This window comes from Massilia sp. UYP11 (genome assembly GCF_050434805.1).
In the GTDB taxonomy this organism is placed as follows: Bacteria; Pseudomonadota; Gammaproteobacteria; order Burkholderiales; family Burkholderiaceae_D; genus Telluria.
This window is the reverse complement of the sequence record NZ_JBNDJE010000014.1, coordinates 37,939-53,560: the sequence shown is the minus strand read 5'-3', so window position 1 is coordinate 53,560 and position 15,622 is coordinate 37,939. Positions and strand designations below refer to the sequence as shown.

The following is a 15,622-nucleotide window of genomic DNA, read 5'->3' as shown; positions in this document are numbered from 1 at the left end:
CGCATGGGAGTCATGGAACAACAAGTGGCCGCCCGCACTCCGCTGGTCGCACTGCTCGGCAACCCCAACTGCGGCAAGACCGCGCTCTTCAACCGTCTCACCGGCTCGCGCCAGAAGGTCGCGAACTATGCCGGCGTCACCATCGAGCGCAAGGAAGGCAGCTTCAAGTTGCCATCCGGCCGGGCGTTCCGCGTGCTCGACCTGCCGGGCGCCTACAGCCTGAATGCGCAGACGCCGGACGAGGGCATCACACGCGACGTGGTGGTCGGCCTGCGCGCGGGAGAACAGGCGCCGGACGCGGTGCTGTGCGTGGTCAACGCCACCAATCTGCGCCTGAACCTGCGCCTGGTGCTGGAACTCAAGCGCCTCGGCCTGCCGATGGTGCTGACCCTGAACATGGTCGACGTCGCCCGGAAGCGCGGCATCGAGATCGACACCGCGAAGCTGGCGCAGGAACTGGGCATGCCGGTGGTGGAAACCGTCGCCATCCAGTCGGGCGGCGAACAGGCGCTGCTGGCCGAGCTCGAGCGCATGACCTTCGACGCGCCGGTCAAGGTCAATCCGCTGTCGGCGATCGATGCGGTGCCGGTCGAAGAGACCCAGCGCGAGGTGCGCCGCATCCTGTCGATCGCCGTCTCCACCGCGAAGGACAGCGGCAACCTGACCGAAAAAATCGACAATGTCGTGATGCATCCGATTGCGGGACTGGTCATCCTGGCCGCGCTGATGTTCCTGATCTTCCAGGCCGTGTTCAGCTGGGCCGGCACGCCGATGGACCTGATCGAGGCCGGCGTCGGCGCCCTGGGCGGATTCGTCGGCGACCTGCTCGGCGAAGGCATCCTGCACAGCCTGATCGTGGACGGCATCATCGCCGGCGTGGGCAGCGTGCTGGTGTTCCTGCCGCAGATCCTGATCCTGTTCTTCTTCATCCTGCTGCTCGAAGACGTGGGCTACCTGCCGCGCGCGGCCTTCCTGCTCGACCGCATCATGGGCAGCGTCGGCCTGTCGGGCCGCTCCTTCCTGCCGCTCCTGTCCTCCTTCGCCTGCGCGATCCCCGGCGTGATGGCCGCGCGCACGATCCAGAATCCGCGCGACCGCCTGGTGACGATCATGATCGCGCCCCTGATGACGTGTTCGGCGCGCCTGCCGGTGTATGCGCTGCTGATCGCGGCCTTCATCCCCGACCAGACCGTGGCCGGCATCCTCAACCTGCAGGGCCTGGTGCTGTTCATTCTGTACATGGCCGGCATCCTGTCGGCGATGGGCGTGGCCTGGTTCATGAAGCGCCGCAGCACCTACAAGCAGCACGCGCTGATGCTCGAACTGCCGGCCTACCACTGGCCGCAGCTGAGCGCCCTGGCCTCGGGCCTGCTGGAACGCACCAGGATCTTCCTGATGCGGGTCGGCACGCTGATCCTGACCATGATGGTCCTGCTCTGGCTGCTGTCGAGTTTCCCGGGCGCGCCGGAAGGCGCGGCCGAGCCGCCGATCTACTACAGCGTGGCCGGCATGATCGGCCGCGCGCTGGAAGTGATCCTGGCGCCGATCGGCTTCAACTGGCAGATCGCGATCGCCCTGGTGCCCGGCATGGCCGCGCGCGAAGTGGCGGTCGGCGCGCTGGGCACCGTGTACGCGCTGTCCGGCGGCGACGAGGTCGGCGACACGCTGGCGCCGCTGATCGCGCAATCGTGGTCGCTGGCCACGGGCCTGGCGCTGCTGGCCTGGTACGTCTACGCGCCGCACTGCCTGCCGACGCTGGCCACCGTGGCCCGCGAAACCGGCAGCCGCAAGTACGCCTGGATCATGGCCGGCTACATGTTCGGCCTGGCCTACGTGGCCGCCTTCATCGTCTATCGCGTCACCCTCGCCGTCACTGGAGCCTGAATCATGCAGGAACTGCTGGTTGCCGTCATCGTGCTTGCCTCGGCGCTGTACCTGGGCGCGAAAACCATGCCGGCTGGCCTGCGCGTGCGTCTGGTCAGGCACCTGACCCGGGGCGGGCGCACGTCGGTCTTGGCGCGCTGGCTCGACAAGGCGGGAGGCGGCGGTTGCGGCGGCGGCGGCTGCGGCAGCGGCTGCGCGCCCAAGCAACCGGATTCGCCCGGCAAGCACCGCGTGATCAAGCTGCACCAGAAACACTGAGTTTTCTTCTTCAATCCCGCAGCGCCGCGATCAGGCGCTGCGCGTCGAACGGCGCATGCACCTTGATGTCGTTGTCGAAGTAGCAGTAGACGTCGCGCTTGCTGCGCTTGCGCGGCGCCTTGTCCGACGCCAGGCAGGCGTCGTGCGGCTGTCCGCCATCGCGCCAGGCGCGAATCTTCCTTGCCCAGTGTTCGATGGCCCGGTCGTCGTAGCCGCTCGCATACAGTTCCTTGTCGCCATGCAGGCGCACGTACATGAAGTCGGCCGTCACATCCTCGATCCGCGGCCATTTTCCGGCCGTGTCGGCCACCACCAGCGCCACCTTGTACTTGCGCAGCAGGGCGATGAAGACGGGGTCGATGAAGCTGTCGTGGCGGATCTCGACCGCATGGCGCATCGGTCTCCTGGGTCCCGGATCGAGCGCGACCCGGCCTTCCATGCGTTTTTCGTGCCCCTTGGCCAGTTCGGCCGCGGCATGGGTGTCGTGCGGCAGCAGCGCGAGAAAGGCTTCGAAGCGCTCCGGCTCAAAAGAAAAATTGGGCGGGAACTGCCACAGCATGGGACCGAGCTTTTCGCGCAGCATGAACACGCCCGAGGCCAGCACATTGGCCAGCGGTTTGCCGGCGACCTTCAGGCGCAGCATGTGGGTGATGAAGCGGTTGCCCTTGACCGCGAACACGAAGCCGGGCGGCGTGGCCGTGTACCAGGCAGCATAGCTCTCCGGCCGCTGCAGCGCGTAGAAGGAGCCGTTGATCTCGATGCTGGGGAGCTGGCCGGACGCGTATTCGAGCTCGCGGCGCTGGACCAGGCCGGGCGGATAGAACTTGCCGCGCCACGGCGCGTAGCGCCACCCCGAGATGCCGATATGGGTCGATCCGCTCATGCCTGCCACGATACACGGCGCGCCGGCGCGTGGTCGTACGCTGGCGCACCCAGCCGGCGCCCGTGCCGTCGAAGCGCGCGCCGCCGGTCCACCGGGCGGCTGCGCCCTTTTGGCAAAGGCGCAACAGTGCTAAGCTAGCGCCCATCGTCACTCCCAGAGCCGCCATGATCGTCGTCCACCACCTGAACAATTCGCGCTCGCAGCGCATCCTGTGGCTGCTGGAAGAGCTGGGCCTGGAGTACGAGATCAAGCGCTACCAGCGCGATCCCCGCACCATGCTGGCCCCGCCCGAGCTGAAGGCGGTGCACCCACTGGGCAAGTCGCCCGTCATCAGCGACGGCGGCCTGGTCGTGGCCGAGTCGGGCGCCATCGTCGAGTACCTGGTCGAACGTCATGGCGACGGCCGCCTGCGGCCCGCTGCCGGCACCCCGGCGCGCCTGCGCTATACCCACTTCCTGCATTATGCGGAAGGGTCGGCGATGCCGCCGCTGCTGCTCAAGCTGGTGTTCGACAAGGTCGAGAGCAGCCCGATGCCGTTCTTCGTCAAGCCGATCGCGCGCGGCATCGCGCAAAAGATCAAGGGCAGCTTCGTGCTGCCGCAGATCGCGCTGCACCTGGGCTATCTGGAAGCGGAACTGGGCAAGCATCCCTGGTTCACCGGCGAGGAATTCACGGCGGCCGACATCCAGCTCAGCTTCCCGCTGGAGGCGGCGGCCTCGCGCGGCGGACTGGATGGCAAGTATCCGAACCTGAGCGACTTCCTGAAGCGCATCCATGCGCGGCCGGCCTACCAGCGCGCGCTCGCGCGCGGCGGCAAGTACGAGATCGGCAAGGCCTGACGGAGTCCAGCGCATGGCCAAGCTGCTCGCCATCGACGGCCTGAACATCGTGCGCCGGGTGTACGAGGCCAGTCCCGAACCGGATTCGGATCTGAAGGCCAGCATCGCCTTGCGCCACGCCTTCTCGTCGTTTCGCAACCTGCTCGAGACGCATGCGCCGACCCACGTGCTGGCGGCGTTCGACCACGGCGGCGAGAACTGGCGCCACGCCCTCTATCCGCGCTACCGCGAGGGCAGGGCGGCGATGCCGCGCGAACTGCGCGCGGCGCTGCCCGAGTTCCACGAGCGCCTGCGCGGCGCCGGCCTGCACGTGGTGTCGATTCCCGAGGTCGAGGCCGACGACGTGATCGCCACCGGCGTGATGCGCTGGCTGTCGGAAGGACGCGGCGAAGCCATCGTCGCCACCACCGACAAGGACCTGCACCCCTTGATCGCGCATGGCGCGCTGGTGTGGGACCATTTCAAGAACGAATGGCACGACGACGCCTGGGTGCGCCAGCGCTTCGGCGTCGCGCCCGAGCGGCTGCACGACCTGCTGGCGCTGATGGGCGATCCGACCGACGGCGTGCCGGGCGTGTCCAAGATCGGCATGAAGACGGCCGCGCGCCTGCTCAATGCCTATGGCAGCCTCGACGCCGTCATTGCCGGCGCCGGCATCCTCAAGACGCCGCTGGGCGAAAGGCTGCGCGCCGAGCGTGAGATACTCGAGATCTCGCGCTGCCTGGTGTCGCTCAAGCTCGACGTGCGCCTGGGCGTGACCTGGAACATGCTGGCCTATGAATCGAATTAAGAGGGAAACGACGCGATGCTCAAGGCGGTAATCGTGGATGGAAACGCGCTGTCGCGTTCGATGCTGGGCACCGTGCTGGCCGACGGCAGCTATGAGGTGGTGGGCGCGACCCATACCAGCGCGCTCGGCTACGCCCTGGCGATCAAGCACCGCCCGCACGTGATCTGCATCGCGCGCGAGCAGGTCGAGGACGGCAACAACGTGGTCGAACAGCTGCGCGCCGAGCTGCCCAAGACCCTGATCTTCCTGGTCTCGGGCACGCTCGATGCGCAGGCCGTGCAGTCGGCAGCGTCGCGCGGCGTGCACGGCTTCATCGTCAAGCCGTTCAAGGCCGACACCGTGCTCAAGACCATTCGCAATACCGTGATCTCCTTCGTCAAGAAGCAGCAGGCGGCGCCCAAGGCGGACTAGCCGCGGCGCCCGACTTCGTCGGACGCGATGGCCGCCAGTTCGCGCAGCGCACGCAATTCGCGTTCGCGCAGGCGCCGCGGTTCGCGGTCAAGCACGCACAGCGAACCGAGCGCCAGCCCGTCGGCGCCCCGCACCGGATAGCCGGCATAGAAGCGGATGTACGGCGCGCCCGTTACCAGGGGATTGGCGGCGAAGCGCGGGTCGGCGCCCGCATCTTCCACCACGAAAACCCCGTCCTGCATGATCGTGTGGCTGCAGAAGGCCACTTCGCGCGGGGATTCGCGCAGCGCGATGCCGATGCGCGACTTGAACCATTGGCGTTGCCCGGACAGTAGCGTGAGCAGGGCCATCGGGCATTCGGTCACGTGGCTGGCCAGCCAGGTCACGCGGTCGAACACGGCTTCCTCGGGCGAGCCCATCAGCCTGGACGCGGCCAGCGCCGCCAGGCGCTGCGCTTCGTTGGGCGCCACCGGATAAGCGGGGGCCGGCGAGGGGAGTAATTCGGCGGCGAGCCGCGCGGACTGCGCCGCGGGCAGGCCGGCTTCGCGCTGCCGCATCAGCTGCGTCACCGCGCTCAGGCGCACCCTGCGATGGCCGCCTGGGGTCTTCCAGGTGGGCAGCGCACCGCCTTCCATCCAGACCTGGGCGGTGCTCACCGCCACGCCCAGCAGCCGCGCCGCATCGCGCGTGGTCAGGATCGGATCGTCGTCGTGTCTCGTTGTCATGATGTGGTGTATTGCTGCAATACAGGGATTTTATACCAAGCAACAAAAAATGACGGATTTGACGAAAAATTGACAATACTTGTTGACTGTAAGAATTTTTATTGCAACAATGAATCAAAATTCGTCAATTCCGTCATTTCTGGTGCATGTGCGCCAGCCAGGGCCCGCGCATGAACTTACCGATCAAACCAGCACTATTGGCCCCGTCCATCCATGAAGCGGCGCGTCTCGAAGCCCTGCATCGGCTCGAATTGCTGGACACGCCGCCCAGCGAGGCCTTCGACCGCATCACGCGGATGGCGGCCCAGCTGTTCAATCTGCCGATCGCGGCGGTGTCGCTGACCGACAGCGATCGCCAGTGGTTCAAGTCGAAGGTCGGCGTTCCGCATGATTCGATCCCGCGACTGCGCGCGCCGTGCGCGACGGTTACCGACACGGCCCACGTGCTGGTGGTGCCTGACCTGCTTGAAAACGCCTTCTTTCGCGACAGCAGGCTGGCCGCGGACGGCATCCGCTTCTATGCCGGCGCCCCGCTCGTGACCAGCGACGGCTTTGCGCTGGGCGCGATGTGCGTGCTGGGCACCGAACCGCGCCAGGTGACGGCGGCCGAGAGGCAGACGCTGCAGGACCTGGCGACGATGGTGATGGCGCAGGTCGAGTTGCAGCATGCGCTGGGCCGGATCGATCCGACCAGCGGCCTGCCCAACCGTAACCAGTTCATCGGCGACTTCACCGATCTCGAGCTGGCCGGACCGGCGGGCGACATGCGCCTGGCGGCCCTGGTCAGCCTGGCCAGCCCGCAGGAGCTCAGCGACGCCCAGCGCGTGATGGGTTCCGGCTATCTCGACGAGATGATGCGCGACGCGGTGCCGCAGCTGCGCCTGGGCGGCGCCAGCAAGATCTACCACGTGGCCAGCACCCAGTTCGCCTTCTTCGCGCCGCCCGGCGTCTCGCTCGATACCTTCCGCGTCCAGCTGCAGTCCTGGCTCGACGCCCGCGCCAGTTGCGGCCAGGGGCGCTTCATCACCACCACCACGGTCGGCATCGCGCCGTTCACGGTTGGCCAGACCGAAGGCCTGGACCTGCTGCGCAATATGCACAGCGCTGCCTACGACGCCCTGGCGACCGAGGGCTGCGTGCGCGTGTTCTCCTCCGAGCACGACGCAATCCTGCAGCGCAGCTTCTGGCTGGTGAACGCCTTCGGCGCCGCGCTCGAGAGCCGCGACCAGCTGCACCTGGTGTACCAGCCCAAGGTCGGCCTGCGCGACGGCGCCTGCTCCGGCGTCGAGGCGCTGCTGCGCTGGAACCATCCCGAGCAGGGCGCGATCTCGCCGGGCGAATTCATTCCCGTGATCGAGGGCACCTCGCTCGCGCGCGCCACCACCGAATGGGTGCTGGGCGCCGCCATGCGCCAGATGGCCGCGTGGCGTCACGACGGCGTGACGTTGCAGGTGGCGGTGAACGTGTCGGCGGTGAACCTGGAAGAACCGGATTTCTGCGACCGCGTATTGAAGCGCCTGGTGCGCCACGGCCTGGCGCCGTCAAACCTGGCGATCGAGCTGACCGAGAGTGCGCTGATGCGCAACCCGAAGGTGGCGCAGGCCACGCTGGAGCGCCTGGCGCACGCCGGCGTGCAGCTGGCGATCGACGATTTCGGCACCGGCTACAGCAGCCTGTCCTACCTGCAAAGCCTGCCGGCGAACGTGGTCAAGATCGACCAGAGCTTCATGCGCAACCTGGCGCACGACGAGCGCCGGCGCGCGCTGGTGGGGACGATGATCAAGCTGTCGCACGACCTGGGCCACAAGGTGGTGGCCGAAGGCGTGGAGACGGTGGAAGTGGAAGACTTCTTGCGCGCGGCGGGCTGCGACGAGGTGCAGGGCTACCTGCATGCGCGCCCGCTGGCGCCTGGCGCGCTGGCCACATGGCTGGCCGGGCGCGCTAATGCCGTTAAGTTAAGCTAGCTGAGCTAGCCGTCAAATACGTCGTCCCCGCGCAGGCGGGGACCCAAGTTCTGCAAACGTCGTCGAAACGCTTGCAAGATTGGGTCCCCACCTTCGTGGGGAGTCGTTACTGCCAGTGGCAGTAACGACGTTTTTACGCTAACTCAAGAAGACTTTCGCCTTAACTTAACGTCATTAGGCCGGGCGCGCCCCTTGATGCGCCAGCGTCAGGCCACGCCCGAGCGCGCGTCGATGATGCCGCCGCCCAGGCAGACGTCGCCGTCGTACAGCACGGCCGACTGGCCAGGGGTGACCGCCCATTGCGGATCCGCGAAATCGAGCGCGAAGCGGCCGTCGCTTGCAGCCTGCATCCTGCAGGCCACGTCGGCCTGGCGATAGCGGGTCTTGGCCGACAACTCGCGCGGATCCGGGGCCTGGCCCGCGATCCAGCTGGCCTGGCCGGCTTCCAGCCGGTTCGACAGCAGCCATGGGTGGTCATGGCCCTGCACGATGTACAGGGTGTTGGCCTCGATGTCCTTGCGCGCCACGAACCATGGCTCGCTGGTGCCGTCCGCATTCCTGCGCGATTTCAGGCCGCCGATGCCGATGCCCTTGCGCTGGCCCAGCGTGTAGAACGACAGCCCGACGTGTTCGCCGACCGTGGTGCCGTCGTCGAGCCTGATCGGGCCCGGCTTGTAGGACAGGTAGCGGTTCAGGAAATCGCGGAACGGGCGCTCGCCGATGAAGCAGATGCCGGTCGAATCCTTCTTGGCGGCGTTCGGGAGCTTGAGCTTTTCGGCGATCTTGCGCACTTCGGTTTTCGGGATCTCGCCCAGCGGGAACAGCGACTTCGAGAGCTGCGCCTGGTTCAGGCGATGCAGGAAGTAACTCTGGTCCTTGGTGGCGTCAAACGCCTTGAGCAGTTCGAACCTGCCGCTGCCCGTGTTCTGGCGCACGCGCGCGTAGTGCCCGGTCGCGATCAGGTCGGCGCCCAGCTTCAGCGCATGGTCGAGGAAGGCCTTGAACTTGATTTCGGCATTGCACAGCACGTCCGGGTTGGGCGTGCGGCCGGCCTGGTATTCGCGCAGGAACTCCGCGAACACGCGGTCCTTGTATTCCGAGGCGAAGTTGACCGCCTCGATGTCGACCCCGACCACGTCGGCCACGCTGGCCGCGTCGATCCAGTCCTGGCGCGTCGAGCAGTATTCGGAGTCGTCGTCGTCTTCCCAGTTCTTCATGAACAGGCCGACCACGTCGTAGCCTTGTTCTTTCAGCATCCACGCCGCGACCGAGGAGTCGACTCCGCCCGACATCCCGATCACGACTTTTTTCTTGCTCATGTTGCGTCCGTATCGAATTCAGATCCCGCCCTCGAATACCGAGGAATGGGTGTATAGCAGGGACAGCGGCGTACTGCTGCCGGCCAGGTAGTCGTCCACGCACTTGAGCACGATCGGGCTGCGGTGGCGGTCGGCGGTGGCGGCGATCTCGTCGCGGGTCATCCACAGGGTGCGCAGGATGCCTTCGTCGAGCGGCTGGTCGAACTTGCGGCCGACGGTCCCGGCGAAGGTGAAGCGCAGGTAGGTGACATCGGCATTGCGCGACTTCGAGTGGTAGCGCGACATGTACATCCCCACCAGGCTGCGCGGGATGAACTCGTGGGCGGTTTCCTCGAGCGCCTCGCGCACGACCGCCTGTTCCAGCGATTCGTGCGGGTCGAGATGGCCGGCGGGCTGGTTCAGCTTGACGCCCTCGCTCGTCTCTTCTTCGATCAGCAGGAAACGGCCCTCGTGCTCGATGATCGCAGCCACGGTAACCGATGGTTTGAAGATGTCGCTCATGCCTGTCCTTGAAAATGAGCCGGTATTCTACCTCGGGCGGCGGCTGCTCTGCTCAGCCTCCCCCTCCCTGTGGCGCTTGCCTGACGTTAATTGCGCTTGATCTGTCGCAAAAATGTTGGCAAATCTCCCGAGCGGCATGAGTTTTGTCATAAGCATTGCAAGATCAATAAAAGGAGGCGTATATTGTTGTATTTGCTGTAAAGACAAGCTGTGCACTCGAGTATTCCAACGTACGGAGGTGTCATGAGGATAGGCATACCGGCCGAGACCAGGCCGGGCGAGACCCGTGTTGCAGCAACTCCTGAAACTGTCAAAAAACTGGCCGCCAAGCACCAGGTCCTGGTGCAATCCGGGGCCGGCCTTCATGCCGCGGCGCCCGATGCTGCCTATGAGGCGGCCGGCGCCAGCATCGTCGATGCCGCCGCCGCATTCGGCGCCGACATCGTCCTCAAGGTGCGCAGCCCGGACAGCGCCGAACGCGGCCTGATGCGCAGCGAATCGGTGCTGGTCGGGATGCTCGATCCCTTCGATGCCGAGAACCTCGCCGCGCTGGCCGCGAGCGGCCTCATCGCCTTCGCGCTGGAAGCGGCGCCGCGCATCACGCGCGCGCAGTCGCTCGACGTGCTCTCTTCGCAGGCCAATATCGCCGGCTACAAGGCCATCCTCCTGGCCGCCAATACCTACGGGCGTTTCATGCCGATGCTGATGACGGCGGCCGGCACGGTCAAGGCGGCGCGCGTGCTGATCATGGGCGTGGGCGTGGCCGGGCTGCAGGCGATCGCCACCGCCAAGCGCCTGGGCGCCGTGATCGAAGCGTCCGACGTGCGTCCGCCGGTGAAGGAACAGGTAGAGTCGCTCGGGGCCAAATTCATCGACGTGCCGTATCTGACCGATGAAGAACGCGAGATCGCCCAGGGCAGCGGCGGCTATGCGCGGCCGATGCCTGCCGACTGGATGCGGCGCCAGGCCGAACTGGTGCACGAGCGCGCGAAACTGGCCGACATCGTCGTCACCACCGCCCTGATCCCGGGCCGCAAGGCGCCGGTCCTGATCGGCGAGGAGACGGTGCGCGCCATGAAGCCGGGTTCCGTGATCGTCGACATGGCCATCTCCCAGGGCGGCAACTGCCCGCTGACGGAGCTGGGCAAGACCGTGATCAGGCACGGGGTGCACATCATCGGCGAGCCGAACCTCGCGGCGCTGGTGCCGGCCGATGCGTCGGCCCTGTATGCGCGCAACGTGCTGGACTTCCTCAAGCTCGTGATCGACAAGGACGACCGGTTCTTCATCGACCGCGAGGACGAGATCGTGGCCGCGACGCTGATGTGCGCCGGCGGGGAAGTGCTGCGTAAATAGATTGCTTCAGACAAGTCCGGAACAGGACTGGACAGGACAGGACAGGAGACTAGGCATGGAAATCAGCCACACCATCATCAACCTGATCATCTTCGTGCTGGCGATCTACGTCGGCTACCACGTGGTCTGGACCGTCACCCCCGCGCTGCACACGCCCCTGATGGCGGTCACCAACGCCATCTCGGCGATCGTGATCGTCGGCGCCATGCTGGCCGCCGGCTTGACCGAGGGCCTGGCCGGGCGCGTGTCCGGCACGGTCGCGGTGGCGCTGGCGGCGGTCAACGTGTTCGGCGGCTTCCTGGTCACCCAGCGCATGCTGGAGATGTTCAAGAAGAAGGCGCCGAAAGCCGCGAAGGAAACGCCCGAGGCGAAGACCGGGGAGAAGCAGTCATGAACGGCATCAGCATGAACGTCGTCACCCTGTTCTACCTGGTCGCCTCGGTATGCTTCATCCAGGCGCTCAAGGGCCTGTCCTCGCCCTCGACCGCGCGCATCGGCAACGCCTTCGGCATGGCCGGCATGGCGATCGCCGTGGTGACCACCGTGGCGCTGATGCTCAAGCTGCAGGACAGCCTGGGGCAGGGCGGCGGCTCGGGCTTCGTCCTGGTGCTGCTGGGCGTCGTGGTCGGCGGCGCGATCGGCGCCTATGCCGCGAAGAAGGTCGAGATGACCAAGATGCCCGAGCTGGTGGCGGCCATGCACTCGCTGATCGGCCTGGCGGCGGTGTGCATCGCGATCGCCGCCGTGTCCGAGCCCTGGGCCTTCAATATCGCCACCCGCGAGACGCCGCTGCCGTTCGGCAACCGGCTGGAGCTGTTCATCGGCACCTTCGTCGGCGCGGTGACCTTCTCGGGTTCGGTGATCGCCTTCGGCAAGTTGTCGGGCAAATACAAATTTCGCCTGTTCCAGGGGGCGCCGGTGCGCTTCGTCGGGCAGCACATCCTGAACCTGGCGATCGCGATCGCGATCGTGGCGCTGGGATTGATGTTCTGCTTCGCCGACGGCGTGGCGCCGGCCTGGACGCCCTTCATCGCGATGGCGGCGCTGGCCTTCGTGCTGGGCGTCCTGATCATCATCCCGATCGGCGGCGCCGACATGCCGGTGGTGGTGTCGATGCTGAACTCCTATTCCGGCTGGGCGGCGGCCGGCATCGGCTTCTCGCTGAACAACTCGATGCTGATCATCGCCGGCTCGCTGGTCGGCTCGAGCGGCGCGATCCTGTCGTACATCATGTGCAAGGCGATGAACCGCTCCTTCTTCAACGTGATCCTGGGCGGCTTCGGCGGCGAGGCGGTGAGCGACGCCGGCGGCGAAAAAGAGCAGCGTCCCGTGAAATCCGGTTCCGCCGAAGACGCCGCCTTCATCCTGCAGAACGCCGAGTCGGTGATCATCGTCCCCGGCTACGGCCTGGCGGTGGCGCGCGCCCAGCACACGGTCAAGGAACTGGTCGACAAGCTCACGGAGCGCGGCGTGACGGTGCGCTATGCGATCCACCCGGTTGCCGGCCGCATGCCGGGCCACATGAACGTGCTGCTGGCCGAGGCCGAGGTGCCCTATGACCAGGTGGTCGAGATGGAAGACATCAACGGCGAATTCGGCCAGACCGACGTGGTGCTGGTGCTGGGCGCCAACGACGTGGTGAACCCGGCCGCGAAGGACCCGAAATCGCCGATCGCCGGCATGCCGATCCTGGAGGCCTACCGCGCCAAGAGCATCATCGTCAACAAGCGCTCGATGGCTTCCGGCTATGCCGGCCTGGACAACGACCTGTTCTACCAGCCCAACACGATGATGGTGTTCGGCGACGCCAAGAAGGTCATCGAATCGATGGTCAAGGCCATCGACTAAGAGGGCGGCGTGGGAATGGAATGACAACTTCCGGCCAGGAAGTGATCCGATCATCCATTCCCGCCCTCGGTGCGGGCGCCGGCCAGAAAAATAATGTGAGAAAGTTCTAGACGACTGGTCTAATTCGATCTATAGTGCCGTCATGGCCAAGACAACGACACATGACTCTTCCGACGTCCGTGACAATATTGTCGCGGTCGGGCAGCGCATCATGGCCGGCAAGGGTTTCTCGGCGGTCGGCTTGAACGAGATCCTGGCCACGGCGGGTGTGCCGAAAGGATCCTTCTATCATTACTTCGGGTCGAAGGACGCCTTCGGCGAAGCGCTGCTGGCAAAGTATTTCGAGGATTACCTGGCCGACATGGACCGCATGTTCCAGCAGGCCGACAAGACCATGGCGGAGCGCGTGGTCGCGTACTTCGAGTCCTGGCGCGCCAACCAATCGTTTTACGATTGCCAGGGCAAATGCCTTGCAGTCAAGCTGGGCGCGGAAGTCGCGGACCTGTCGGAACCGATGCGCCTGACCCTCAAGCAAGGTACCGACGGCATCGTGACTCGCCTGGCACAGGCGATCGAAGGCGGTGCAGCCGATGGTTCGCTCGCGGCGCAGGCAGATCCCGCGCAATTGGCGGCAACCCTGTACCAGCTCTGGCTCGGCGCCAGCGTCATGGTCAAGATCGTGCGCGATGCATCGCCATTCGATGCCGCGATGGAAACAACACAACGCCTGCTGCGCCTGGCCCGCTGAACGCGGGTCGCACCGGACGCTTCCCAGCGAAGCGTCTTTTTTCGGCGCCAGGATTAGACGACTGGTCTACTTCATAAATTGCAGGAGCAAGCCCATGAATAAACTGACCGTAACCCAGGCCGAGCCCATTGAGCCCGCCACCGAACCGAAAGACTCCTACATGTCCCATCATCCATCCTTGTTCGCGCCGGCGCCCCTCGGGCGCCATACGCTGAAGAACCGCATCGTGCTGCCGCCCCTGACCCGCCAGCGCTCCACCCAGCCCGGCGACGTCGCCAACGACCTGATGGCGAGCTATTATCGCCAGCGCGCCAGCGCCGGACTGATCATCACCGAAGGCACGCAGATCGAGCCGCGCGGCAAGGGCTACGCCTGGACGCCGGGTATCCATGACGCCGCGCACATCGCCGGCTGGCGCAAGGTGACCGAGGCCGTGCATGCCGAGGGCGGCATCATCTTCGCCCAGCTGTGGCACGTCGGCCGGGTCTCGCACGCCGCGCTGCAACCCGACGGCGGCGCGCCGGTGGCGCCGTCCGCCATCCGGGCCGCCGGGGTCAAGGTCTTCATCGAGACCGGCCCCGGCGCCGGCGAGCTGGTGGAGCCATCGGTGCCGCGCGAGCTGAGCGTGACCGAGATCGGCGAGCTGGTCGCCCTGTACGCCCAGGCGGCGCGCAACGCGCTGGCCGCCGGCTTCGACGGCGTCGAGATCCATGCCGCCAACGGCTACCTGGTCAACCAATTCATCTCGGCCCACTCTAACCACCGCAGCGACGAATACGGCGGCTCGCTGCAGAACCGCCTGCGCTTCCTGCGCGAGATCGTGCAGGCGGTGGGCGAGGTGGTCGGACCCGACCGGCTCGGGGTGCGCTTCGCGCCGCTGTTTTCCGGCACCGACGAAGAACGCGTCTACATCGGCCTGGTCGAGGACGATCCGCACCAGACCTATCTGGAAGCGATCGCGGTACTCGAACGCGCCGGCGTCGGCTACCTGTCGATCGCCGAGGCCGACTGGGACGGGGCGCCCGACCTGCCGCTCGCGTTCCGGCAAGCAGTGCGCGCCGCCTTCAGCGGCAAGATCCTGTACGCCGGCCGCTATACCGCCGAGAAGGGCGCGCGCCTGGTCGAGGCCGGCCTGGCCGACCTGATCGCTTTCGGTCGCCCCTTCATCGCCAACCCGGACCTGCCCGAGCGCATCGCCCAGGGCTGGCCGCTCAATCCGCTCAACGCCGCCACCATGTACGGCGGCGGCGAGGCCGGCTTTACCGATTACCCGCGCCATGCGCAAACCATCAACCAAGGAGAACCAGCATGAATCAGCACATGAACCAGCAAATCGAAGGCAAAGTAGTCCTGATCACCGGCGGCGGCACCGGCATCGGCGCGGAGGCTGCGCGCCTGCTCGCCGAACGCGGCGCCCGGGTCGCGGTCGCGGCCCGCCGCAAGGACAAGATCGACGGCGTCGTCGCCGAGATCGCCGCCGCCGGCGGCGAGGCCAGGGGCTATGTCCTCGACGTCACCGACAAGAAGCAGGTGGAGGCGGTCGTGGCCGCCGTGGTCGCCGACTTCGGCCGGATCGACGTCCTGATCAACAACGCCGGCCTGATGCCGATTCGTCCGATGGCCGAGGTCAATACCGACGAATGGGACGCCATGATCGACGTGAACATCAAGGGCGTCCTGTACGGGATCGCCGCGGCCCTGCCGCGCTTCCTGGCCCAGCAAAGCGGACACATCATCAATCTGAGCTCGGTCGCCGGGGTCAAGGTGTTCTCGCCGGGCGGCACGGTGTACTCGGGCACCAAGTTCGCGGTCCGGGCCATCTCGGAAGGTCTGCGCCACGAAGTCGGAAGCAAGGTCCGCGTCACCTCGATCGAGCCCGGCGCCGTGGAAAGCGATCTCAAGCACAGCACCACGGGCGGCGCGACCCAGACCGTGCTCGACTTCTACCGGCAAGCGATTCCGGCCGCTTCGGTGGCGCGGGCGATCGCCTTCGCGATCGAGCAGCCGGCCGACGTCGACATCAATGAAATCGTACTGCGACCGACCGCACAGGAATTCTGACCAGGAATTTTTGAACCGGGAGCGAATCCGCTCCC

General features: G+C 66.3%; 16 protein-coding genes. 12 read left to right on the top strand and 4 right to left on the bottom strand.

What is annotated here, in order from left to right; genetic code table 11:
* Positions 1-3 precede the first annotated feature (3 nt).
* Both feoB and ABIB38_RS17470 read left to right on the top strand, forming a co-directional pair.
* Positions 4-1,884: a ferrous iron transporter B gene (feoB, locus tag ABIB38_RS17475; protein WP_429205753.1), complete on the top strand. Its 1,881-nt coding sequence runs from the start codon at positions 4-6 to the stop codon at positions 1,882-1,884.
* Positions 1,885-1,887: 3 nt separating this feature from the next.
* The gene (locus ABIB38_RS17470) at positions 1,888-2,142 is read left to right on the top strand and encodes a DUF6587 family protein (protein ID WP_429205751.1); all 255 of its coding nucleotides are present in this window, start codon (positions 1,888-1,890) and stop codon (positions 2,140-2,142) included.
* Positions 2,143-2,152: 10 nt separating this feature from the next.
* Here the strand turns inward: ABIB38_RS17470 and ABIB38_RS17465 are convergent, their stop codons facing one another.
* On the bottom strand, positions 2,153-3,025 hold the full coding sequence (locus ABIB38_RS17465; RefSeq protein ID WP_429205750.1) for a DUF72 domain-containing protein: 873 nt from the start codon (positions 3,023-3,025) through the stop codon (positions 2,153-2,155).
* Between the two features lie 164 nt (positions 3,026-3,189).
* Here ABIB38_RS17465 and ABIB38_RS17460 point away from each other — a divergent pair, with 164 nt between their 5' ends.
* From ABIB38_RS17460 to ABIB38_RS17450, 3 genes are read left to right on the top strand one after another with little or no spacing between them, the layout of a single operon-like run.
* Positions 3,190-3,864, top strand: coding sequence for a glutathione S-transferase (locus tag ABIB38_RS17460; RefSeq protein ID WP_429205748.1), 675 nt, complete (start codon positions 3,190-3,192; stop codon positions 3,862-3,864).
* A gap of 13 nt (positions 3,865-3,877) precedes the next feature.
* Positions 3,878-4,654, top strand: a complete 777-nt coding sequence (locus ABIB38_RS17455; protein ID WP_429205746.1) for a 5'-3' exonuclease — start codon at positions 3,878-3,880, stop codon at positions 4,652-4,654.
* A 15-nt stretch (positions 4,655-4,669) separates the two neighbouring features.
* Positions 4,670-5,065, top strand: a complete 396-nt coding sequence (locus ABIB38_RS17450) for a response regulator (protein ID WP_429205744.1) — start codon at positions 4,670-4,672, stop codon at positions 5,063-5,065.
* On the opposite strand, the gene ABIB38_RS17445 is transcribed toward ABIB38_RS17450, so the two are convergent.
* Entirely contained in the window at positions 5,062-5,790 is a 729-nt protein-coding gene (locus ABIB38_RS17445) for a GAF domain-containing protein (protein WP_429205742.1), read from the bottom strand. The two genes, ABIB38_RS17450 and ABIB38_RS17445, sit on opposite strands and share 4 nt — an antisense overlap.
* Positions 5,791-5,960: 170 nt before the next feature.
* Between ABIB38_RS17445 and ABIB38_RS17440 the strand changes: the two genes are divergently transcribed.
* Entirely contained in the window at positions 5,961-7,754 is a 1,794-nt protein-coding gene (locus ABIB38_RS17440; RefSeq protein WP_429205740.1) for a sensor domain-containing phosphodiesterase, read from the top strand.
* A gap of 206 nt (positions 7,755-7,960) precedes the next feature.
* Here the strand turns inward: ABIB38_RS17440 and mnmA are convergent, their stop codons facing one another.
* Positions 7,961-9,073, bottom strand: a complete 1,113-nt coding sequence (gene mnmA, locus ABIB38_RS17435) for a tRNA 2-thiouridine(34) synthase MnmA (RefSeq protein ID WP_429205738.1) — start codon at positions 9,071-9,073, stop codon at positions 7,961-7,963.
* Between the two features lie 18 nt (positions 9,074-9,091).
* Positions 9,092-9,574 (bottom strand): NUDIX hydrolase, encoded by a 483-nt coding sequence (locus ABIB38_RS17430; RefSeq protein ID WP_429205737.1) that lies wholly within the window; start codon positions 9,572-9,574, stop codon positions 9,092-9,094.
* A 243-nt stretch (positions 9,575-9,817) separates the two neighbouring features.
* On the opposite strand from ABIB38_RS17430, the gene ABIB38_RS17425 reads away from it, so the two are divergent.
* From ABIB38_RS17425 to ABIB38_RS17400, 6 genes are all read left to right on the top strand, one after another.
* Positions 9,818-10,930: a Re/Si-specific NAD(P)(+) transhydrogenase subunit alpha gene (locus tag ABIB38_RS17425; RefSeq protein WP_429205736.1), complete on the top strand. Its 1,113-nt coding sequence runs from the start codon at positions 9,818-9,820 to the stop codon at positions 10,928-10,930.
* Between the two features lie 55 nt (positions 10,931-10,985).
* Positions 10,986-11,324: an NAD(P) transhydrogenase subunit alpha gene (locus tag ABIB38_RS17420; RefSeq protein WP_429205734.1), complete on the top strand. Its 339-nt coding sequence runs from the start codon at positions 10,986-10,988 to the stop codon at positions 11,322-11,324.
* Positions 11,321-12,778 carry an NAD(P)(+) transhydrogenase (Re/Si-specific) subunit beta gene (locus ABIB38_RS17415; protein ID WP_429205732.1) on the top strand — a complete coding sequence of 486 codons (1,458 nt, stop codon included), beginning with the start codon at positions 11,321-11,323 and terminating at the stop codon, positions 12,776-12,778. Before ABIB38_RS17420 ends, ABIB38_RS17415 begins: the two co-directional genes overlap by 4 nt.
* Before the next feature lie 142 nt (positions 12,779-12,920).
* Complete coding sequence (locus ABIB38_RS17410; protein ID WP_429205730.1) at positions 12,921-13,526, top strand: TetR/AcrR family transcriptional regulator; 606 nt, start codon at positions 12,921-12,923, stop codon at positions 13,524-13,526.
* A gap of 160 nt (positions 13,527-13,686) precedes the next feature.
* A complete protein-coding gene (locus ABIB38_RS17405; RefSeq protein ID WP_429205849.1) occupies positions 13,687-14,838 on the top strand; it encodes an alkene reductase in 1,152 nt (383 codons plus the stop codon).
* Positions 14,835-15,587: an SDR family oxidoreductase gene (locus tag ABIB38_RS17400; RefSeq protein WP_429205728.1), complete on the top strand. Its 753-nt coding sequence runs from the start codon at positions 14,835-14,837 to the stop codon at positions 15,585-15,587. Before ABIB38_RS17405 ends, ABIB38_RS17400 begins: the two co-directional genes overlap by 4 nt.
* Positions 15,588-15,622 lie beyond the last annotated feature (35 nt).